Raw genomic sequence first — 21,778 nt, 5'->3', positions numbered from 1 at the left:
AAAGTTCCAAACTTTAAAAATCAAAACATTTACCATTTGGTAAAAAGAGATTTTTAGCGGATTTTTTTTCTAATTCTACTCAACGACTGTTGTGTAACGCCCAAGTAAGAAGCGATATATGATAGTGGAACACGGTTAATAATCATTGGGTATTTTTCGAGGAATGAGAGGTAACGGGTTGTGCCATCCTCCGAAACCAACGGACTTCTTCTGTCCATCGCATCTGTCAAACATTTTTGGGTTATTTTAGCCGCAATCCGATCCCAATCAACTATTGTGTTTGAGAGTGCGTCCCAATCTTTTTTAGAAAATACCAGCATTTTACAATCGGTAACAGCCTGAATGTAATCAGTTGCTGCTACTTGTGCGTCAAACTTTTGCTGGTCTGAAACAAAACTGTATTCGTCAATAAAGTAATTGGTTATCTCTTCGCCTTTATTATTGTAATAGCAACACCTAAAAACACCTTCCAAAACAAAACCAATGTATTTTGGAATTTTTCCTGCTTCGGAAAAATAATCATCTTTGTTCAGTTCCAATTCCGTTGTCTTACTCTTGATAAAATCGATTTGCTGTTGGTTCAGACTGCCAAAACGCAGTATATATTCAATTAATTTTTCCATTGTTTAAAGGTAATAAGCGATTTTAATTAAGGAAAAAAACAGGTAAGGCTACCCATAGAACGTCCTTCTACAGTCATTTTCCCTGGTCTTTGCCCAACAGCCTATCAGGTCTTTCGTAATGACCGGCTCCGACAAGCCATATCGTATGGTGAACTCGTCAAACTCTTTGTAAGTCCACTTGGTCGATATTACGGTCAACCCGCAGGATTCTTTTATCCGGATCAGCGCTTTCATGTAATCTAATCCTAGTTCTTAAAATCTAGCAATGTCTTTCTCGAATATCAAATTGTTCTTAAATAAATCGACGGCTTCTTGCATATATAATTAGAATAATTGCGGTTTGTATACAGGTTTACGATTAAGCTTTTAATTTTCTTTTTTAATAGATTACAATAATTGAACAGTCTCTTTTCGGCAACGTTACATATGCTCTCTACGATATATCCGTCAACCTTACTATCTTCCCATCTTCGGAAAACTCAAAAATTGACTTTCCTTTTAAGCTTATTTCATCCCCTTTCTTTAGACCATTCGGAAAATCCATCGCCGCAATCGCCTTGTAGTTGATCACGATCTTGGTAGAATTGTATGTATGAGTGATCGACCCGATGGCCTGTTCTCTTTCACTGAAATAGGAGAGAGCCTCGATCGCCTGTTCTCTAAATGCATCTTTACCTTGAATAGAGAGTGTTACTTCGTTATTGCTTATATTCTCGAAGAGTACATGGTCAGCAAGGTTCTCAACCATATTGTCTACTTTCATATCATTATAAGCTGCTATATATTGAACAACTTTATTTGTCCTGTCATTTAGTATAGAAGCACTTGGTAAGGAACTGTCAACAGTTTCGATAGGACCGTAAATTCTTTTAAATGTGTCTAACACATTCTCTCCCAATCCTTCAATAAAACAGATTAATTCAACTGCAAGTAGATCTTTAGTTTTTTCATTAGCGAGTCTACTTATCTTATTTTCTGACATTCCAATTTTTTCTTCGACTTCATTTTGTCTAAGTGTATACTTTTTTAGAAATTGAATTTCTTTGGGCAAGTGTTTAAAGTCTATTAAAAGAGAGCCTTTTGGTCTAGTTGGGAAAATTGTTTCTATTGCATTCCCAAACTCACTGTCAGGTAGGCCTGCTGATATAATGGCTAAGTAGATGATCTTATAGAACTCTTCTGGTGTAGGTTTCGCTGTTTCTTTATTATTTAAATCATTCATTCTTGGCCTTTTTACATTAGCCAGCTCTCTAATTTTGTCTTTGACGATCTTTAGAGAGTTTAAATATTCACCTAATAATGTTGACATTGTCTAAAAAATTATATGACTTTTATTCGAAAAACTTTTTAAAGTCATATTTTATACTTATATTTGTGATAGTTATTATAGCGACATAATTGAGAGGTTGTTAAACTTCTCTTACGATTGTCACTCATGAACGAAACCGTCAAATTCCACATGAGTAGATCGTGGGCTCGCTTTCTATTGGATTTATTATCTTTGGAGATATTTAGTTCAATAGAGCGATGCTCATGGAAGTCTTCTGTGGATCCATAATCTCGGTTATGGCGGCTCTTGACGGTGCCAGTTCAGAAGCTTTGGGTATCGCTCTATTGGTTTTAATCCAATTTCACTTTCCCGAAACTTCTCTGGGTACGATCATTTTAATAAATAACCGAAATGATTATGATTGAACGATTAAAACCCACCAAGCAAAACCACCCAGGCCCGATCGAGGATCGATGTCGCCGGTTTTCTTTTCAATTAAACGGTAAGAACGTTATTGTTCCGCCTTCATAGGTTGAAGAAAAAGACTGTTAAAAAAGAGGGTAAACGGTTTGTCATCATGCTGAATCTTCAAGCATGTAGCGATGCCAAGTCTCCCAAAGCATACGCTGCGGGTAAAATATCCCTCTTTTTAAAAAAGTCTCAAAACCGACGTCGGTATCAACAATAAAAATGCGGTTTGCAACGGATCAATAGGTCGGTTCTTCAACTATAAAAGTTTCGTCGCTTAAATGTAAGAATCTTTCTTATCACAAGCAAATAATTCTTATTGTATATACAAGTTATTTTCCGAAGGAAAATTACGGAGGTCGGGTATTTGAATGCGAATATACTAACCGTACATAAACTAAATTTCTTATCAGTCGTTCGTATTCTATTTTTCTTTTACTCTCTATTTTTTTATCGGGCAAAGGCCACGGTATGACCATTGCTTTTAAAACGCTAAAGAATGCGAAATAAAAATATTCAATCGATCCTGTCTGTATTAGGAAGGATCGCAGTTCGTTCCTGCAAATACTTTTTTATCAGGAAATATAACCGTAGTCGCACGCTGTTTAATATCGTTACGTGGGCAGGATTTTATCAAATCTGCGTAACGATGTGTTTCATCGCGTTGTTTAGTAATCTAGTTGCTCAGGAGCCCCACAAGGACAGTGGGGCCGATGGGCTCCTACAAATCCGCGATATTAGCGGTTCAAAACGGTATCTCCTAGACCTCGATAGCGCAATATCCCAGCGAACCTCAGTAGCCATGATCCAAGGGAAGCAGCAGCAGGTCATCAGGTACAAAGTAGATACCGCCAAGCTGGGGTACATGGAAGTGGGAGAGGAGATACCGGGGGAGATACTTGACATGCCGCTAGAGATTGTAAACGACTCCCAAGGGAGAAAACGCGTGACTCTCCGTGAGCTTGCTGCCGGGCGGGATTTTTTGGTGCTCGATTTCTGGGCAAAGTGGTGTACCCCGTGTGTAGCATCGATGAGGCACTGGGAGAAAATAAAGTCCCAAATAGAATCAAAGATCAACGTTGTCGGTGTCCATATGGACTACGACTACAAAGCTGCAAAAGATAGTCGCGAACTCGGGTGGACATCACCGCAGATAGTAGGGAAAGCAGCACATATCTTTAACCGGTACTTTTTTAGGAGCGCTTCCATCGGTCCATCGGTTTGGATAAAAGACGGCCGGCTTTTCGGGAGGACAACGTCCCGGCCCGCTAGCTATGATTTTATCTTCCAGTTGATAAAAGGTCAGATTGATTCGATTCCCAAGCAAGCCACATGGACGCCCTACTAACCGGCTAGCCAATGCATTTCTCATTTATTAATCTATTTGAAAGAAGATGTATAAGAAAATAAGATATATTTTTACAGTTTACCTGAGCGGACTATGTATGCTTTATGGTCATGCGCCGGCGCGGCAGGAGGCAAGCCCTCCCCCGGATAGGCTACAAAGCCTTGACACGCTCTTTTCCAAAGTCATTTCCGCAAGCGGCGGCATCGCACTATCGGGTGCAACGGTCAGGGTAGGGGACCAGCAGGTGCAAACTGACACGGCAGGTAACTTTTCGGTCCCTTTTCGTGCAGAAACCGATAGAATCCTGGTCAATTATCTCGGATATAAGGAATTCGAGGGAGCTATTGCTGAGGTTCTGCGACTTGGCCGTATTATACTTGAAGAGCAGGATAACGTTATTGAGGATGTTGAGGTTTACAGCACCGGATATTTTCAATTACCAAAGGAACGTGCCACGGGTTCTTTTACCCACATAGGAAGTGAGCTGATGGCACGGTCGCCACAAGCCAATATCATTGACAGGCTGGAAGGGGTGACCAGTTCCCTGCAGTTCACAAGGAAGGACAGCTACAACGAATCCGGGGGGGAGGCCAAATTGCGGGTGAGGGGTCTATCATCGATAAATGCCGAAGTTGCGCCCCTGATCATCCTTGACGATTTCCCATTTGAGGGCGAACTGAGCAGTATCAATCCGGAAAATATCGAATCCATCACCGTGCTTAAAGATGCTGCCGCTTCCTCTATCTGGGGGGCACGTGCAGGAAATGGCGTGATCGTGATCAATTCGAAAAAAGGAAAGTTCAACAGCACTATGCAGGTCGATTTCAGTACGCGCTGGCAGATCGCCCATCGCCCCGACCTGTTCGATGATAAAGCAAGGCTCCCTTCCCGAGCGGTACTCGAGATAGAAGACCGGCTGTTCGCAGAAGGGATTTACGCAAGACAAGATCAGCTCGCGCTTCCGTATTACGTGGACCTAAAATATCAGTTGGAAGACGGGCTGATCACGCAGGACCAGTTTGATACCGAACGTTCCAGGCTTGCTAATTCAGATATCAGGCGTGATGCCATGAAATACCTCTATCGTAATGCGGCACAGAACCTGAGCAACGTCTCCCTCCGCGGGGGATCGGAGATTCACCATTACAATCTCAGCGCGGCTTGGACCAGCAGTAGCTCAGCAGTGAGGGGGGATGGTGAGGAACGCCTGTCCCTGGATATTTCCAATGGTATAAAGCTATGGAGAGGAGGTACCTTCAGCATTGTCGGATCATTTTCGGATAACAAGGCCCGAAAGAACGGGATATCCCTGTCGCAGCTGTACACGTCCGGCGTAGGAAAAGTATCTACGTACAGCACGCTGATTGGTGAAGACGGGGGATACGCTCCGCTGGTGCGGGATTATAGCTGGACATTTGTTAATAAAGCCGAAGAGGACGGTTTGCTTGACTGGCGCTTTGTTCCGCTGCAGGAAAGGGAACTCAATAGCCATTTTCGTAACAACAGGTTCCTTAGAATCTCACCTCAGTTTAGTTTTTCATTTTTATCAGCCTTTAAAGCAACGGTGCTATACCAGTACCAGCACACGCTGAGCGGTGGTCGTAATCACTACGGTAAAGATAGCTACTTCGTACGTGATATGGTCAATAGCTTTACCCAGACTGACGGAACGCGGATAATCCCGCACAATGACATATTCAATTATAGCGAGCGGGCAAGCCTATCGGCGCAGTCGGGACGGGTCCAGCTATCCTACGACCGCTCGTGGGGAAATCATAGCGAGTTGTATATCCTAGCCGGCGGTGAGCGTAGGGAGCGGATCTATACCACGCAGCCGGCGCAGTGGGTATACAACTACGATCCCGACCTACGGACAGGGAGCGGTCAGTTTGACTTTACCGAACTGTATCCGCAACGGCCTAGCGGGAGTGCCCGAATCACGGGCTCAGCGCTAGGGGGGCAGAAAAATGTTGATCGCGATATTTCATACTACACCAATTTGTCATATACCTATTTGAGACGTTTTACCCTGACCAATAGCATGCGGTGGGATGCCTCGAACCTCTTCGGTGTCAAAACAAACCAGCGCGGGGTTCCTCTATGGTCGATTGGAGGGGCCTGGAACATCGACAGGGAAGCCTTCGCTGAACACCTCCCTTTTGATATGCTGAAACTTAGGGCTACCTATGGTGTAAGTGGCAATGTGAACAAGAGCCTGAGCTCCCTTCCCACTATCCGTTACGGAACCAATGTAGAAACCCAGCTTCCAATGGCAACACTTACCGCGGTAGGGAACCCGTCACTCCGGTGGGAGAAAGTGAAAACGTGGAATATCGGAGTAGATCTTTCAATGGGCAACGTGCTGAAAGTAAGCGTCGATTACTACGTAAAGAACGGCGAAGACCTGTTTGGTATGGATTACGTCGATCCCACCACGGGGATCTCCGGAGCGTTACAACAAATGGTGAATTATGCTGACCTTCGGACGGACGGTTTAGATTTTGATCTTACATTTGCTCACCAGTTTTCGGGTGTACGGTGGACAAGCAACCTGCTGGCCAGTTACGTAAGCAATCGAATCACAGACTACCGTACAAACGACAATTTAAAGGCCAATGCCTACCTGCTGACGACAGGCGCAGCGCCTCCGGTTAAAGGACGGTCAGTAGATGCTCTTTACGCACTTCCATGGAACGGGCTTTCTCCGATCAACGGCCTGCCGATTATTTATGTCGATGGGGAGCAGTCTTCTGACTACGCTAATTATATCAACAATTTTCCGGTGCAGGGATTGGAAAAAGTGGGGGTAACAGTTCCACGTTTTCACAGTTTTTTCAGGACTACGCTATCGTACAAAAATATCGACATTGGAGGAATGTTGTCGTTTAAAGGGGGGCACCGCTTCAGACGCTCTTCCATGATGCCCGGGGGAGAATATCTAGGAAACGACCAGCACCATATGGATTATTATGAGCGTTGGAAAAAACCGGGAGACGAAACACGTACCGTTATCCCCGCCGCGACCGATAGTTATTCCAGTCAGCTGGCGATGTCCTATGGCTATTCCCGTGCGCTGATCGAACCGGCGGATCACATCAGGATCGAGGACCTGACAGCCGCCTACACGGCAAAACTTGCAAAGGAAAAACTCAAGGTCAAAGTGGTATTGATGCTGCGGAATGTAGGCATCCTTTGGCAGAAAAGTGATTCAGGACTAGATCCCGAGATGCCGTTTGCAACCTATAGGCGGCCAAAAGAATTTAGTTTAGGCATACAACTACAATACTAGCAATGAAAAAGATTATATACGGACTACTACTATGCTGTTCGATGGGTTGTGACAGCGAATTTCTGGATGTGAAAAGTGAAAGTAACCTGGTTGTCCCAAACAAGATCGAGGATCTTGAAGCCCTGATGAATAACCTGTTGATGTTTAACGGGGTAGCCGGAGAGCTCGCTGTCGTGGGAGCGGACGAATATACGGTCGGTGATGGTTTACTACAGTCGTTAACCGCACCGTGGCAACGTAATGCATACCTATGGGCTGATCAGGTATATGAAGGTCAGCCGATCAATGACTGGAATAATGCCTATCAACGCATCCTGTATTGTAATATCGTGCTGGAACGTCTATCGACAGTCGGCGCGGTGTCAACTGAGCAGCGTAACCGCGTCAAAGGAACCGCACTTTTTCATAGGGCATACAGTCATTACCTGCTTCAAAATATATTCGGAAAGCCATATAATCCGTCAACAAAAGAAGCTGATCTGGGGATCCCGTTAAAGTTGGAATCAGATGTGACGTTGCGATCGAAAAGAGCGACGGTTGCGGAAGTCTATGGCAGCATAATTAGCGACCTGAATGAAGCACTGTCGCTGTTACCCGAAAAAGGTTTGAGCAAGTATGCTCCTGGAAAGGATGCCGTCAATGCGTTACTGGCCAAGGTGCATTTGGATATCTTTGAGTACACCAAAGCGTTAAGCCACGCATCGGATTGCTTGTCAACTGCAGGAGGGATACTGAATTATAATGACGTACCAGAACAGGGGAATACGCCGTTTCCCACCGATCCTGACGAAAATCCCGAGATCATTTTTTATGCTTCTATGCTAAATGCTACGATACTCAGGACACGATACTCGATTTCCGAAGAATTACTGGGTCTCTATGCAGAGAGAGACCTTCGAAAAAAGATCTTCTTTACCGCTAATTCCGATGGACGCATGTTATTTAAGGGATCCTACCTGGGGTATGGATCAGGAGCTTACTTTCTAGGACTGGCGACTGACGAAATCAGACTGATTGAGATTGAATGTCTGGTGAGGACTGGAGACTATGGGTCGGCGAGGGCGGCGTTGGTTGGTTTCCTCGAAAGGCGGTTCGCTACGGGCGCGCAGTTCAACACCCCTGCAGATGACGGCATGCTATTAAGTTATGTACTTGAGGAAAGGCGCAGACAGCTTATATTTAGGGGCAACCGGTGGGCAGACCTGCGCCGCCTAAACGGGGAGGGGAAGTTCAGAAAGACCCTGAAGCGGTCAATAGATGGCAAAGACTATGAACTGTTACCGAACTCGCCGAAATATAGCTGGCCAATACCCGATGATGCAGTACAATATAGTGATATCGTGCAGAATGAGCGGTAAGAAAAGAGGGTGGTAGTCCCACCCTCCATAGCTTACTCGTCGCGGTGCGCATCGTTACCTGTTGGCGTTACGCCGGAAGGAAGCGAGCTCAACTTTTGAGGAGAAGTAAATTCGTAATCCTCACTGGGAACTTCCAGTTCAACGGCACACAAAATCTCGGTGTTGTTTTGCGCGCAATTGTTGGGGTCGTTTACCGGCGGAGCAGGGATTGGTGCACCACTCACTTCTGGATCAGCAGGGTTGGAAACACTGTACCAGGCAGTAGTAGCAAATTTCTTGGTAGGCTGGTCTTTGTTGACCTCGACAGCCTTGACCAAGAAGAAAAGTCCGAATATAAATGCTATCGCCGTCAGTGAGGTGATAGCCCATTTGCTTTTTGATGTTTTCATAGTTTTAAATATAAATGGTAAAAAAATAAAATTTTGAACGTATGAAGTATCTGTTTAAACCCAAGATACTTCTTGCTCCGTCAGCGACCTGCTGGCGGCCAAGATGTTGGTTGAGATTCGGCGCCTAGCGCCGGAAGACCGCAAATTTTCTATCATGTTGCTTTGTGTACATAAAAATTCTTTTAAACGCTTCGTGCTGCCTCCCCGTCCTAGGGTCGGGGGCAGCAGAACAAAGTTCGGTGCAAGTCTTTGGTAAGAGTTGGCTTTCCGAGGCGTACGTATTCTGCATCAGAGCGGTATGGATTGGACTATTTTTCTTTTTGTTGTGAAATTCGAATACATTCTTTATATTATTAGGTTGATCTTGTTAAAAGATTCTTCGCAACAGTTCCGGGCTAATCTGCAAGAAGACCGCAAGCTCCTTTCGGTCTATGAGAGGTACAATAGTAGCGTAGCGGCTTTTAAAGTACGCGTAGCGGTGCGCTTTAGGCATAAGCAGGATCTGCTGACGGAACTCCAAGGAGTCCTGCTGCCGTTGCAAGAGCTCATCGTAGAGCGCCATTGTATTGGGATATTCACACGATATGCGGTACAGCGAAGGCCGGTCCAGCATATAGACCCTGGAAAAATTAAGTGCTTTAAAGGTATGGTACCTCCTTCTGAGAGCAATGATGATGAGCTCGCCTGGCAAAATATACCGGAGCGGTTCGCGCCGTGTATATTTTCCAAAGGCGCCCTCGGAGACCAGATAGATGTCGCCTCGCTCGGTATTCAGCAGCTCGCCGGGTTCCAGAAAATACTCGTGAAAGTAACCGGCAAGATCAGGAATCTCCGTTGCCCAAGTAGGAAAGATTTCGGTCAAAAAATCGGTAAGGATAATGGTTTCTTTTTTCATAGTTAGGTGATTAATTTAATGATCGATATTTCCTCTCTTGTTTTTCGAGGAATGTTTAGAGATGAGGTGTGAGACGGCACCAGACCGTCGAAACAAGGTGATTTCCGGTTGTGAATTTTTGTTTTCATAGGTATTGTTTTTTATTCGCTTTCTCATCTTCCGCGGCTAGGTGAGTTAACAAAACGAAGTTAGGAGGTATGTATTATTTTTGGAGGACAGATTTGGACAACTTACCGGACGTTTTTTGACAAAATAGCGATGTTGATGTATCTTTCTTAGATGTGTAACTGCTGAATGACCGAGTTATTAAAAAGAAAAATCAAAAACAATGATTTAATAAACTTAGATATAAGATATAATCAACGGTTATCCAGAGACTGTAAAATAGACTCTGTTAAAAATAATACTTCTATTTATTATCCTTGACACAGTCTATTTTACAGTCTCCCGCCCTATGGTCCACGTCTATGAATAATCCTATGTCGTGGGTAGCTTTGCTGGATGAGCAAAGAGGAAAAAAGAGCACAGATGTTTGCAATGATAGCAGACTGGCAGCAGAGCGGTATGAGCAAGAAACGATACTGCGAGGAAAATGGCATCAATGAGGCTGCGTTTTATTACTGGTTTTCACGTAGTTAAAAAACGATACATCCAACGGCAGCTTTATAGCGATCGACAAAGCTGGCAAGAACAATGCTGTTGAGGTTATCTACCCCAATGGGGTGCGGATTAAGGTAGAAACCGATTTTGGTTTACTTTCCCAGCTGATCCGCCTTTACTGATATGTTTTCATTGGGATCCTCGCACCGTTTTTATTTATATGACGGACACTGCGACATGCGCAAGAGTTTTGACGGACTGTGCGGTCTGGTCATTTCGGTGATGCAGCGCCAGCCGACCGGTGGTGAGGTATTTGTATTTCTGAACAGAAGCCGTACCCATATCAAACTTCTGCACTGGGAACACGGGGGCTTTGTCCTTTATTACAAACGGCTAGAGCAGGGTACCTTTGGTACATCTTCACTTAAGAAAGATGAGCTGTCATGGAGCGATCTGGTATTGCTCATCGAGGGCGTTCAGGTGGTAAAAAGCATACAGAAAAAACGTTATTCACTGCCCGGAAAACAGCTTTTTTGATTGCAGGAACGCTGGTAAAACCGTATCTTTAGGGTATATGGAAACAGCATCTTTCTGCCATGAAGCACTTTGCTGTAATAATCGACTTTTGTAGTCGCCGAAAGATGGCTTAAAAGAGCCTCAGGAATAATCTCCAAAATTTGGTTAAGGGGAACTTTGTGATCTTTAAATACCGCCATAAATAATTGATTATCAGTGATAAAGATGCAAAACAATGTTAAAAAGCAAATAAATAGTTGATAATCAGATAATTGTAATATCCTGCCGAATACCTCTAAACAAAAAGGTCGGAAGAAAAAAATCTTCCGACCATGACTACATATTTTGCCGCTTTATTTTTTAATGATTATTTGGGCTAATTTTTGTTTCGATTTTTCCAAGTTTCGATCAAACAATTTTCAAATCTGCAGTCATCTCAGGGAGTAGTACTGTATCATGTTTACCCTTTGCTTAAGGCATTCTTCGCAGACGTCTCTATTCTTCTACCAGCAATGCTAATATCTATATAATATTTGCTATGTCTTACCTTTTAGGTATCTTGTGTTACTTTACAATAATAGACCATTTGTTATATAGATTTCGGGTGTGAAAAAGACGTTGCTAACCGTATTTTATCTTTTGTTTTTGTTACCATGTGTGTTTTCTGAAAGTGAGGTGGACTCGTTGTTATCCGTCCTGGACAATACGATTGCAGCAAGGAAGCGGTATACAGCTGATAAGGAAAAAAAGATTCTGACCATCAAAGCTAAACTCAATAGCGCATTATCCCTCGAGGATAAGTTTCACATACAGGACCAGCTGATTGCCGAATATCAGTCCTTTAAATGTGACTCCGCACTGGCGTACGTAGATCGAAATATCAGGGTGGCCAGCGCTTTGGGAAATCAGGAATATCTTCATAACAGTAGACTGAAACAGGCCTTCGTACTTTCTATATCCGGGCTCTTCACGCCGGCTCTGCGGGTTCTGGAATCTATCGATTACAGTAGCTTGCTTTCCTATCAAAAAGTGCTGTATTGCTGGAGCTATATCCGGTATAACGAAAACCTGATCAAGTACATGGATGATCGCACTTACGAAAAAATATATCTTGAGGAAAATAACCGCTATCGTGACTCTTTAATGGCGCTGCTCACCCCAGGAAGTGACATGTATCTCAAAGAACAGGCCTTTAAACTCAGTGCGCAAAAAGCGTATAGCCGCTCAGCAGCTGTGCAGCTGAAACTGTTTGAAAAAGAACAGCCTAATTCCCACGGCTACGCTATGTCGGCGATGGGCCTTGCCACCGTATACAAGGCGCTGGGTAATGTTGGTTTAGAAGAAAAATACCTTCTTCTGGCAGCAATTACGGATGTCCAGCTGGCTGTCAAGGAGAATGAATCGCTACTGGCTCTGGCGGTATACCTTTATAAGAAGGGGGATGTTGAAAGGGCATTTAATTATATCCAGGCATCTCTGGAAGATGCAAACTTCTATAATTCGCGTTTTCGCAATACCGTGATCGCACGTGTACATCCCATAATAGAAGCTACGTACTTAGCTAAGATCGAACAGCAAAAGCGGAACCTGCGCCTCTATGCTTTGGCTATTAGTGTGTTTGTCGCCATACTGATCGTGACGCTATATCTGCTTTACAAACAAATGCGCATTGTGTCCAAAAGCAGAAAGGAGCTAAGGAACATCAATGACGAGCTGGTCGCGGTCAACCAGAAGCTGGACGAGGCCAACCTGATAAGGGAACGATATATCGGATACTACATAAATCAGTGCGCGGTTTATCTGGATAAGCTCGAGGAATACCGGAAATATGTGCACCGTAAAATAAAGGCGGGCCAAACTGAAGATCTGCAGAAACTCAGCTCTTCGAAAGTTGTCCTGGAGCGCGACGTTGAAGCGCTGTACAATGACTTCGATGAGACCTTTTTTGAAGTATACCCCAACTTTGTGCACGAATTCAACGGCCTGCTGAAGGAATCAGAGCGTTACACGCTTAAAAAAGGCCAGTTAAATACCGAGCTGCGTATATTTGCCCTCATACGGTTGGGTATTACGGATGTCAACCAGATTGCGACGTTTCTCCGCTATTCGATCCAGACAATTTACAATTATAAGAGTAAAGTCAAAGGCAAAGCCCTCTGTGAGAGTGACCATTTTGAAGACAAAGTCAAGAAAATTGGTAGCTTACCACGTAAATAAGCTCTACACTATTTACCAAATCCGCTTTTTTTAGTTTTGTAAATAATTGATTTACAAAATATTGTATTTTATTTTGTTCCTAATCGTTTACCAGTGAGCCTACTTGTATGTGTAGCTAGCCCCACTAGCTTATACCTTTGTTTTAGGTAAGCGGACGATATATCTACACCCGAGCTAATCCGGGACGCGGTTCGCTAACAGAATTGTCCATTAATTATAAACAGCCATATGAATACTTCAGATGTAGAAAACCGATTTGCAGGTTTCCGCGGAGCTGGCACAACTCAGAGACGAACCAATCTAGTTAGACTATCATGAGACAAATTTTAGCTTTTACGCTGCTGCTACTTGCCCTAGGATGTCAGAAGCAGTATGATCTACCGCCGAGCCCAGGAAGGATGATCAAAGATTTTCGTTTGGAATCGGGACAGTACGGCAGCGCGGTGATCTATCAGCAGGACGATCGTTTTAAGATCCTTGTCCGCGTAGTTCCGGGGACAGATATGAACAAGATAGTGCCCATCTTTACACTATCCGATGGTGCACGTTGTGACCTTCCTACGGGACAGGCGATCTCGGTGCCCGAAAGTGGCAAGATCACCTTTAAGGTGACAGCAGCCTCGGGAGATCTTAGGGAATGGGAAGTTGAATTTCGGCTTTACCAGACGGGGATATCCGACTACGGAACCTATAGCTTATCGACCGATGATGGATCTGCCGTCTTGCAGGTGCAGGGAGACCTATCGTTCAATGAAAAATATCTTGCCGGTGCCCAAGTAGGAGTAGCAGCAGCAGAGGCGGCCAGTGGCGAAAACCTCAAGAAATGGCAGGAGTGGGATCTTATCAGCTACGCCGTACCGGGATCAGGTACATACTACCTGATCCGCAACCTACACAGCGGGATGCTGCTTACCGGCATGGCTGAAGGGGAACAGCTAACGCAATCCTGGGAACAGACGACCGAAATCGACCGGCAGCTATGGAAGGTCGAGGAATCGCTCCAAGCGGGTAAGTTTGAGATATCAAATAAGGCAAGCGGGTTGCTGTTGACCGTCGATCCAGAAGGCTCCGTATTGGCACAGCGTCGCCAGGGATCGGGCGATCAGCGCTGGGCCGCTACAAGACTTCCCAAGGACAGTTACCGCGATGCGCAGGTAACGGCCTTTTTCAACCGAAATAAAGGGTCTGTGGCATTTGATCAAGGTACGAGCATACCTCTTTCCGACGGACGTGTGCTGTGGATAACACAGGACGCTTGGTACGAAGGATCTCTGGCACCTAGCGGAAATCTATACGGCAATCACTTTATATCATACAGTAATTCCATTATTATACAACCTTCTATCAGCAGCTGGAGTCCTGATGCTCCAATGATGACTGCTGACGGGCGTAAGCACGGCATTGGTGATATTGTTCCAAAGCGGCCGGGTAAAGACTGGAGCTGGCCGGGACCCGGGGTGCAGATCGGAGAAGCGGTATATTTACATGCTCGGGAGGGCAATGCTTTAGGATTGCCGGATGACAATCAGGCGCTTTATAAGCTTACTCCCGTTTCGGCAACCCATTGGAACGTGGAACGTACAACCCCCGCAGGGCTCAGCGCGGCGGAGAAACTGATAAACTATGCGGCGGGCATGGTGAAAGCCGCAGACGGATACGTATACGTTTTCGGAACGCGCGGTGATCCCGATAGTTTCGGTTTCGCCTCCTTTCTGCATGTGGCGCGGTTTGCCCTGACCGATCCACAGACATGGACATTCTGGGATGGCAGTTCCTGGCAGCCTACAGCTTCAGCAGCGGCGCAGGCCCAGGTTAACAGCGCGCTGGGTACCAGCTCGGTAGGCTATCTAAATGGAAAATATATCCATTTGACCATGGATCAGGCATTCTACTGCGGGATACCCTCGATCAATATGTATATATCCACTTCCAGCAGTCCTACAGGACCATTTTCACAGCGGAAGCTAGTCTATCATTTTACGGAATTTTACAAAGGGTATAATGCCCGCGTTTACACGCCGTCCCTACATACCCAATCGGTAAACGGACGTGATGAACTGCTGGTTACCTACAGCATCAATTACGGGGCTTGTGCCGAGAATGATGCCAACCAGATCAAAGAACCCGACGGGAATTTTGATCCATACTACTACCGAGTGAAGGGCGTGAGGATACCCTATAGCATGTTCGGTATGGGGGCGGGGGAGTAGAGACCCGTCTAGATAAGGAAAAAATGAGAGCATAAGACATCGTTTAGGTCCAACAGTATTTACCAATTTGATGTCGTAGGTCTGATCTAAAGTATTGTGTGTTAATTGTTTGTGGTCCTGAAAAGTTCTCAAACGTTTACCATAGAGTTACCTAGGGGCGGGCGTAGCTGATTGTTGTATAACTTTGTTAACCAGTAGCACTCCGGTGTGCGAGCTAACGAATATAAACCTGAGCAGAATAGAAAAACGCTCATCTACATTTAAGATAAAAACAAAGCATGAAAAAACTATTTTTTACCAGATGGTCTCTATGGCTCTGTCTTGCTGCTTCCACCTTGACAGCAAAAGCGCAGGAAATAACGCCCTTTAAGGAAAACGACCGCGTGGTCTTTCTGGGCAACAGTATTACCGACGGCGGCCACTACCATTCGTACATATGGCTGTACTACATGACGCGTTTTCCGTCTATGAATCTGACGGTGCTCAATGCCGGGATCGGTGGTGACCGTGTATGGGACATGCTCAAGCGTCTTGACGGTGACGTATTCAGCAAACAGCCTTCGGTGCTTATAACCACATTTGGCATGAACGACTCCGGATATTTTGAATACAATGGCTCTGAGCCGGAAAAATTTGCAAACCAAAAAGTGGCGGAATCCCAGGAGGGCTATAAACAGATGGAGCAGCGTTATAAGCAGCTGGTGGATACGAAAATCGTATTGTTGGGAAGTTCCCCCTACGATGAGGATGTCCGCATCCCGGAAAACACGCCCTTGAAAGACAAAAACAAGGCTATGCTGCGTATCGTCGACTTCCAGCGGGAGTCTGCAAAGAACAATGGGTGGCAATTTTTTGACTTTAACACGGCGATGACTGCGATCAATAAACGCATGCAGCAGCAAGACCCCACGTTCACCCTGTCGGGGAACGATCGGGTGCATCCCGACCTGGACGGACACATGGTGATGGCCTACCTGATTCTAAAGGCCCAGGGATTCGCAGGAAAAAAGGTTGCGGGAATATCGATAGATGCACCGAACAGAAAGGTGGTGTCAGCAGAAGGATGCAACCTTTCGGAAATCCGGAAGACCGCGCGTGGCTTGAGCTTTGATTACTACGCTGCCGCCCTGCCTTATCCGCTGGATACTGTGGCACGTGGCTGGGGGAGTAAGAAAAGCCAATACGATGCCATCGCTGTGGTACCCTTTATGGAGGAAATGAATCAGGAGCTCCTTCGTATTACCGGCCTGAAAGGCAAGTACAACCTGCTGATAGACGGTCAACAGATCGGTAGCTGGGAAGCTGCGGAATACGCCCGGGGAATTAACCTGGCGGCGATAGACAGCACCCCGCAGTATCAGCAGGCTTTGCGGGTCATGTACCTGAACGAGGAACGCTGGGAAATTGAACGCCGCCTGCGCGATTACGCTTGGGTGCAATACAATTTTTTCCAGCCTAAGGGGTTGCTGGATGCCAATAACAGGAAAGCAATTCAGGTATTTGACAAACACAAGGAGACGGACGGCTGGCTGCGTGCAAAAAGTGACCTCTATGCCAAGGCGATGTACCCTGAAGTGCGCAAAGCTTGGCAACAGCAAATGGATATGTTACTCCAGACCATTCGGGCGATCAGCGTACCCGTGAAAAGGACGATTACACTGGAAAGAATCTAACGCAGGAAACGTGAATCAAATCGTAAAATTTCTTACATCGATAGTATTGCTGGCAGCACCGCCTATGCTCTACGCGCAGAAACCCTACTTTGCTGACGGGTATCACGGCGGGATATACGGACATTATCCGCTGTGGGTTACGGGTTTTATGGCGAGCAAGCTCTCCTCACACCCGGAATGGCGGGTAGGCCTGGAGATAGAGCCCGAGACCTGGGACACCGTCAGGATCCGTGATCCCCATGGCTATAGCCGTTTTTCCGAGCTTGCCGCAGGCAGTAGAGTCGATTTCACCAATCCTACATACGCGCAGCCCTATTGCTACAATATCAGCGGGGAGAGTATCATAAGACAGTTTGAATACGGAATGCGTAAGATCAGTGGTCATTTTCCCGGCGTGCAATACCACACCTATGCTGTGGAGGAGCCGTGCTTCACCAGTAGTCTGCCGCAATTGCTCCGACAATTTGGATTTCGTTATGCAGTGCTCAAATGCCCCAACACGTGCTGGGGCGGCTACACCGCGGCTTTTGGGGGAGAGCTGGTAAACTGGACAGGTCCCGATGGTACATCCATCCTGAGCGTACCGCGCTACGCCTCGGAAGACCTTGAAGAAAATTCCACCTGGCAGACGACGGCATGGGACAACTCCACTGACTTTATTCAAGCCGCCTATACCCAAGGGATCCAAAATCCTGTCGGCATGTGCTATCAGGACGCCGGCTGGAAAAATGGCCCGTGGCTGGGTACGGGCGATGCCATAAAAAATGGATCTACCTACGTCACCTGGACCGAATACATGGAAAAAATATCTTCGGGCAAGACAGATCTTGATTGGCGGCTATCGCAGGAGGATATACATGTTAACCTGATGTGGGGAAGTCAGGCGTTGCAGCGTATAGCACAGAATGTACGCCGTGCGGAAAACAGCATCATCATGGCGGAGAAAATCGCCGCCATGGCAGCTCTGGAAAACGGATATCTTCCCGAGGATAAGTACGTTAGGGAAGCCTGGCGGACACTGATGATGGCGCAGCACCACGACTCCTGGATTGTGCCCTACAATAAGCTCAACGGTGAGCAGACGTGGGAGCAGGCTGTCAACAGCTGGACGGATACCTGCACCTCGCTTTCCGACACCATCGTAAAAGGAGCAGTGGCCAGTTATAGCAAAAACAGCGTACATACAGACGATTTAGGCCATATACGGATCTTCAACACCGTGGCTACCCAGCGGTCAGAGGTTGTGCGTGTAGAGCTTCCAAAAAAATTTCCTCGCAAGGGAATAAGCGTCCAGAACAGCAAAGGAATAGAGCTTCCCTATAAGATAGAACAGGATAGGGGCCAGATTTGGCTCACCTTCCGGGCAGATCTGGCCGGATTGGGGTACGCAACCTACGCCCTGAGAAAAACCGTCAGCAACCCCGCAAAGGATGAGAGGGCACAGGTAAAAATAGCTGAAGATGGACGCTACGTAATTGAGAACGATATGTACCGTATGACGCTGGATCCAACGAAAGGGGGGACGATTACCAGTCTTCGCGCGAAGTTTGCCGGAGGCAAGGAGCTGGTCGAGGGAAAAGGGGAATACGGATTTAACGAGGTGTCCGGCCATTTCTACGATCTTGGGAAGACATTCTCATCTATGGAAAGCGATGCCAGGATATCGGTGCTACAGGATGATCGCTTTGCCATCAAGATCAAGGTAGAAGGAAGCGTTGCTTCACATCCCCTCACGCAGTTTATCACCCTACAGGCCGGTCGTAGACGTATAGATCTGGAACTGGATATCAATTGGAAAGGTAATGTCGGAATCGGGGAGTACAGGCAGCAGCAAAGCTGGACAGATAACAGGCGTGCGTATACCGATGATCGGTTTAAGCTTAAGGTTCTCTTTTCTAGTACCCTCTCGAAGGCAGAGCTTTATAAAAATGCCCCATTTGACGTGTGCCGCTCAAGCCAGAAGAACACCTTTTTCGGGACGTGGGACTCGATAAAACATAATGTGATCCTTAACTGGGTAGATCTGGTGCAGGATAACGGTGCGTTTGGCATGGCGCTATTCTCCGATCATACGACTTCCTACATATATGGGGAAGGATATCCCCTAGGATTGACAGCCCAGTATTCGGGGTCAGGATTATGGGGCGTCGACTACAAGATTTCTGCCCCTTTGCGCATGCGCTATGCATTGGTTCCGCACCAGGGACGTTGGGATTCCGCAGGAATCGCTATGGAAAGCGCCAGGTGGAATGAGCCGTTAATCTCCCGGTATGGAAGGGGTTTCCAAGAGCGTGACCGGACCATCGTCTGCTCGAGCGATACAGGCTTAGAGATACCGGCCATGAAGGTGGAGGAAAACGGCGATCTTTTATTGCGGCTGTATAATGCGCAGGAAGGTTCCAGAACGCACCGGCTGACCTTGGGATTTCCTGTGCAGGCGATTGCCGAGGAGCTCCTCAACGGACAAACGATTGGAATGGTGCGTGCAACGCAAATGGGTGAAAACACTTCACTGTCAGTGGATATGCCTAGTCATGGAATTAAAACACTACGAATTAAAAAGAAAAATAAATTCAACTAACTCATAACGATGTTAACTCGATCACGATATTTTACCTTCCTGATTTGCTGTGCCTTTTTACGGCTTTCTGCATGCCAGCAGAGAGAAGGCGATCCGGCCGGATACGTAAATCCTTTCATTGGCGCCAGTACGAGCGTTGGTGCAGCAGATACTTATCACGGGTTAGGCAAGACGTTTCCGGGAGCAACGACACCTTATGGTATGGTGCAGGTGAGCCCAAACACCATCACAGGAGGAGATAACAGCCCGGGCTATAGCGCCGAACACCGGACTATAGAGGGCTTTGCTTTTACGCAGATGAGCGGGGTGGGCTGGTTCGGGGATTTGGGCAACCTGCTGGTAATGCCGACAACCGGAAAGCTCAGGAAGATCGCAGGGAAAGAGGACGGAAGCCTAACAGGATACCGCTCACGCTACAATAAAAAGACAGAAGTGGCTACGGCCGGCTACTATCGCGTGGAGCTAACCGATTACGATGTCACGGTCGAAACGACCGCGGCACCGCATAGCGGAATGATACGCTTTACTTTCCCTGAACATAAAGAATCGCGTATACAGATCGATCTGGCCCGGAGGGTCGGGGGAACTTCAGTACGTCAATATGTGCAAAAAGTAGACGCGCATACTATCCGTGGTTGGATGTTGTGTACGCCCCAGGGCGGCGGCTGGGGGAATGGTGAAGGGAACGCCGAGTATACGGTGTATTTTTATGCTAAGTTCAGCAAAGCGCTGGCGAGATATGGCTTCTGGAAAGCCGATATACCGCAGAGCTGGGAGCGCAAACGAGATGAAGTGGTCAGCCTCCGGTATTTGCAGCATGTGGACAGCTCGGCGATCATCCGCGGTGCCCAAGAGGTGGAGGGCGATCACCTGGGTTTTTTTACGGAGTTTCCGACAAAGCAGGATGAGCAGGTGACCCTCCAGGTAGGGATTTCCTTTGTGGACATGCAGGGGGCGGAAAATAACTTCCGTAGTGAACTGCAGGGAAAAACATTTGATAAGTTGCACCGAGAAGCCCGCGGGCGTTGGAACCGAGAGCTCAGCAGGATAAAAATCCAGGGCGGAACCAAGGACCAAAAAACGATTTTTTACACATCGCTCTACCACACGATGATCGATCCGAGAACCTATACGGACGTGGACGGACGTTATATTGGTGGCGACAAGCAGGTGCACCACGCTGAGGGTTTTACCAAGCGGACGATGTTCAGCGGCTGGGACGTCTTCCGTAGTCAGTTTCCCCTTCAGACCATTATAAATCCACGGCTTGTTGACGATCAGCTTGCCTCCCTGGTGACCCTGGCCGAGGAGTCCGGGCGCGGATATTACGAACGTTGGGAGATCATGAACGCCTACTCGGGGTGCATGATCGGTAATCCCGCCCTCTCGGTGCTTACCGATGCCTACCGCAAAGGGATCCGAGGCTATGACATACAAAAGGCATATCGCTATGCACTGAATACTTCCGAGAAATTTGGCAACGGTGCTGCCGGTTATTCCGGCCCCCCCTTTAGTATTTCTCATACATTGGAGTATGCATACACAGATTGGTGCATAGCCCAGATGGCCGGGGAACTCGGGAAGAAAGACGACCAGGCGTTATACCTCCGCAAAGCGCAGGCATACAGAAATATCTTTGATCCAGATAAAGGGTGGTTCCGCCCCAGAAATACGGATGGTACGTGGGAGCCGTGGCCGGAGCAGGGGCGTATAAAGGAGTGGTACGGAACTATTGAGTCCAATCCATACCAACAGGGATGGTTTGTTCCACATGACATCCCCGGCATGATAGCGCTAATGGGTGGGCGCAAAAAGGTGCTGGACGACCTTTCCGCGTTTTTTGCCCGAACACCTAAGCATATGTTGTGGAATGACTATTATAACCACGCCAATGAACCTGTTCATTTGGTGCCCTTTTTGTTCAACCATCTGGCAAGTCCCTGGGATACCCAGAAATGGACACGCTATATCTGCGAAATGGCCTATAAAAACTCGGTCGAAGGCATTGTTGGCAACGAAGACGTCGGACAGATGTCAGCCTGGTACGTCCTGGCTTCGGCCGGGCTTCATCCAGCGTGCCCCGGATCGACGCGCATGGAGATCACCAGTCCACTGTTTGGAGAGATAACTTTCCGGCTTGATCATAGGTACTATGCCGGGAAACACTTTACTGTCAAGGCGCTTAATAATACACCGCAGAACATCTACATCCAGAGTGCGCGCCTTAATGGAAAGCCATATGAAAAGTGCTACATCGACTTTAGCCATATTGCGCAAGGTGGGATGCTCGAGCTTACCATGGGACCCGAGCCAGCAACAGACTGGGGGGTAGAGGACTAAT

At 46.8% G+C, this 21,778-nt stretch carries 15 protein-coding genes; 10 read left to right on the top strand and 5 right to left on the bottom strand.

Annotated features, from left to right (window positions below; all coding sequences use genetic code 11):
- Positions 1–53: 53 nt before the first annotated feature.
- The 3 genes from ACFSR5_RS15180 to ACFSR5_RS15170 all read right to left on the bottom strand — a co-directional run bounded on the left by ACFSR5_RS15180 (position 54) and on the right by ACFSR5_RS15170 (position 1,932).
- Positions 54–623 carry a Crp/Fnr family transcriptional regulator gene (locus tag ACFSR5_RS15180; RefSeq protein WP_380905309.1) on the bottom strand — a complete coding sequence of 190 codons (570 nt, stop codon included), beginning with the start codon at positions 621–623 and terminating at the stop codon, positions 54–56.
- A gap of 48 nt (positions 624–671) precedes the next feature.
- On the bottom strand, positions 672–857 hold the full coding sequence (locus ACFSR5_RS15175) for a hypothetical protein (RefSeq protein WP_380905308.1): 186 nt from the start codon (positions 855–857) through the stop codon (positions 672–674).
- A 199-nt stretch (positions 858–1,056) separates the two neighbouring features.
- Positions 1,057–1,932, bottom strand: a complete 876-nt coding sequence (locus tag ACFSR5_RS15170; protein ID WP_380905307.1) for a nuclear transport factor 2 family protein — start codon at positions 1,930–1,932, stop codon at positions 1,057–1,059.
- Between the two features lie 928 nt (positions 1,933–2,860).
- Here ACFSR5_RS15170 and ACFSR5_RS15165 point away from each other — a divergent pair.
- From ACFSR5_RS15165 to ACFSR5_RS15155, 3 genes are read left to right on the top strand one after another with little or no spacing between them, the layout of a single operon-like run.
- Complete coding sequence (locus ACFSR5_RS15165; RefSeq protein ID WP_380905306.1) at positions 2,861–3,709, top strand: TlpA family protein disulfide reductase; 849 nt, start codon at positions 2,861–2,863, stop codon at positions 3,707–3,709.
- A gap of 46 nt (positions 3,710–3,755) precedes the next feature.
- Positions 3,756–6,998, top strand: coding sequence for a SusC/RagA family TonB-linked outer membrane protein (locus ACFSR5_RS15160; RefSeq protein ID WP_380905305.1), 3,243 nt, complete (start codon positions 3,756–3,758; stop codon positions 6,996–6,998).
- 2 nt (positions 6,999–7,000) lie between these two features.
- Positions 7,001–8,356, top strand: coding sequence for a RagB/SusD family nutrient uptake outer membrane protein (locus ACFSR5_RS15155; protein WP_380905304.1), 1,356 nt, complete (start codon positions 7,001–7,003; stop codon positions 8,354–8,356).
- Between the two features lie 32 nt (positions 8,357–8,388).
- On the opposite strand, the gene ACFSR5_RS15150 is transcribed toward ACFSR5_RS15155, so the two are convergent.
- Both ACFSR5_RS15150 and ACFSR5_RS15145 read right to left on the bottom strand, forming a co-directional pair.
- A complete protein-coding gene (locus ACFSR5_RS15150; RefSeq protein ID WP_380905302.1) occupies positions 8,389–8,745 on the bottom strand; it encodes a hypothetical protein in 357 nt (118 codons plus the stop codon).
- 367 nt (positions 8,746–9,112) lie between these two features.
- Positions 9,113–9,640 carry a hypothetical protein gene (locus ACFSR5_RS15145; RefSeq protein WP_380905300.1) on the bottom strand — a complete coding sequence of 176 codons (528 nt, stop codon included), beginning with the start codon at positions 9,638–9,640 and terminating at the stop codon, positions 9,113–9,115.
- 501 nt (positions 9,641–10,141) lie between these two features.
- Here ACFSR5_RS15145 and tnpA point away from each other — a divergent pair.
- The 7 genes from tnpA (at position 10,142) to ACFSR5_RS15110 (ending at position 21,777) form a co-directional block, all read left to right on the top strand.
- Entirely contained in the window at positions 10,142–10,279 is a 138-nt protein-coding gene (gene tnpA, locus ACFSR5_RS15140) for an IS66 family insertion sequence element accessory protein TnpA (protein ID WP_380905298.1), read from the top strand.
- A 144-nt stretch (positions 10,280–10,423) separates the two neighbouring features.
- Positions 10,424–10,777 (top strand): IS66 family insertion sequence element accessory protein TnpB, encoded by a 354-nt coding sequence (tnpB, locus tag ACFSR5_RS15135; protein WP_380905296.1) that lies wholly within the window; start codon positions 10,424–10,426, stop codon positions 10,775–10,777.
- 585 nt (positions 10,778–11,362) lie between these two features.
- A complete protein-coding gene (locus tag ACFSR5_RS15130; protein WP_380905294.1) occupies positions 11,363–12,973 on the top strand; it encodes a DUF6377 domain-containing protein in 1,611 nt (536 codons plus the stop codon).
- A gap of 314 nt (positions 12,974–13,287) precedes the next feature.
- The gene (locus ACFSR5_RS15125; protein WP_380905292.1) at positions 13,288–15,183 is read left to right on the top strand and encodes an RICIN domain-containing protein; all 1,896 of its coding nucleotides are present in this window, start codon (positions 13,288–13,290) and stop codon (positions 15,181–15,183) included.
- 278 nt (positions 15,184–15,461) lie between these two features.
- Complete coding sequence (locus tag ACFSR5_RS15120; protein ID WP_380905290.1) at positions 15,462–16,856, top strand: SGNH/GDSL hydrolase family protein; 1,395 nt, start codon at positions 15,462–15,464, stop codon at positions 16,854–16,856.
- A 10-nt stretch (positions 16,857–16,866) separates the two neighbouring features.
- Positions 16,867–19,437 carry a glycoside hydrolase family 38 N-terminal domain-containing protein gene (locus ACFSR5_RS15115; protein ID WP_380905288.1) on the top strand — a complete coding sequence of 857 codons (2,571 nt, stop codon included), beginning with the start codon at positions 16,867–16,869 and terminating at the stop codon, positions 19,435–19,437.
- 9 nt (positions 19,438–19,446) lie between these two features.
- Positions 19,447–21,777, top strand: a complete 2,331-nt coding sequence (locus ACFSR5_RS15110; RefSeq protein WP_380905286.1) for a GH92 family glycosyl hydrolase — start codon at positions 19,447–19,449, stop codon at positions 21,775–21,777.
- Position 21,778: the final 1 nt, after the last annotated feature.

The organism is Sphingobacterium suaedae (genome assembly GCF_042684625.1).
GTDB lineage: Bacteria > Bacteroidota > Bacteroidia > Sphingobacteriales > Sphingobacteriaceae > Sphingobacterium > Sphingobacterium suaedae.
Note: the sequence above shows the minus strand (reverse complement) of the source record. Positions and strands in the feature narration are given on the sequence as shown.

Excerpts from the sequence above, each read along its gene's own strand:
- ACFSR5_RS15155 (WP_380905304.1), top strand. The coding sequence starts at position 7,001 with ATGAAAAAGATTATATACGGACTACTACTATGCTGTTCGATGGGTTGT.
- ACFSR5_RS15165 (WP_380905306.1), top strand. The coding sequence starts at position 2,861 with ATGCGAAATAAAAATATTCAATCGATCCTGTCTGTATTAGGAAGGATC.
- tnpA (WP_380905298.1), top strand. The coding sequence starts at position 10,142 with ATGAGCAAAGAGGAAAAAAGAGCACAGATGTTTGCAATGATAGCAGAC.
- ACFSR5_RS15120 (WP_380905290.1), top strand. The coding sequence starts at position 15,462 with ATGAAAAAACTATTTTTTACCAGATGGTCTCTATGGCTCTGTCTTGCT.
- ACFSR5_RS15180 (WP_380905309.1), bottom strand. The coding sequence starts at position 623 with ATGGAAAAATTAATTGAATATATACTGCGTTTTGGCAGTCTGAACCAA.
- ACFSR5_RS15145 (WP_380905300.1), bottom strand. The coding sequence starts at position 9,640 with ATGAAAAAAGAAACCATTATCCTTACCGATTTTTTGACCGAAATCTTT.
- ACFSR5_RS15160 (WP_380905305.1), top strand. The coding sequence starts at position 3,756 with ATGTATAAGAAAATAAGATATATTTTTACAGTTTACCTGAGCGGACTA.
- ACFSR5_RS15170 (WP_380905307.1), bottom strand. The coding sequence starts at position 1,932 with ATGTCAACATTATTAGGTGAATATTTAAACTCTCTAAAGATCGTCAAA.
- tnpB (WP_380905296.1), top strand. The coding sequence starts at position 10,424 with ATGTTTTCATTGGGATCCTCGCACCGTTTTTATTTATATGACGGACAC.
- ACFSR5_RS15110 (WP_380905286.1), top strand. The coding sequence starts at position 19,447 with ATGTTAACTCGATCACGATATTTTACCTTCCTGATTTGCTGTGCCTTT.
- ACFSR5_RS15125 (WP_380905292.1), top strand. The coding sequence starts at position 13,288 with ATGAGACAAATTTTAGCTTTTACGCTGCTGCTACTTGCCCTAGGATGT.
- ACFSR5_RS15175 (WP_380905308.1), bottom strand. The coding sequence starts at position 857 with ATGAAAGCGCTGATCCGGATAAAAGAATCCTGCGGGTTGACCGTAATA.
- ACFSR5_RS15150 (WP_380905302.1), bottom strand. The coding sequence starts at position 8,745 with ATGAAAACATCAAAAAGCAAATGGGCTATCACCTCACTGACGGCGATA.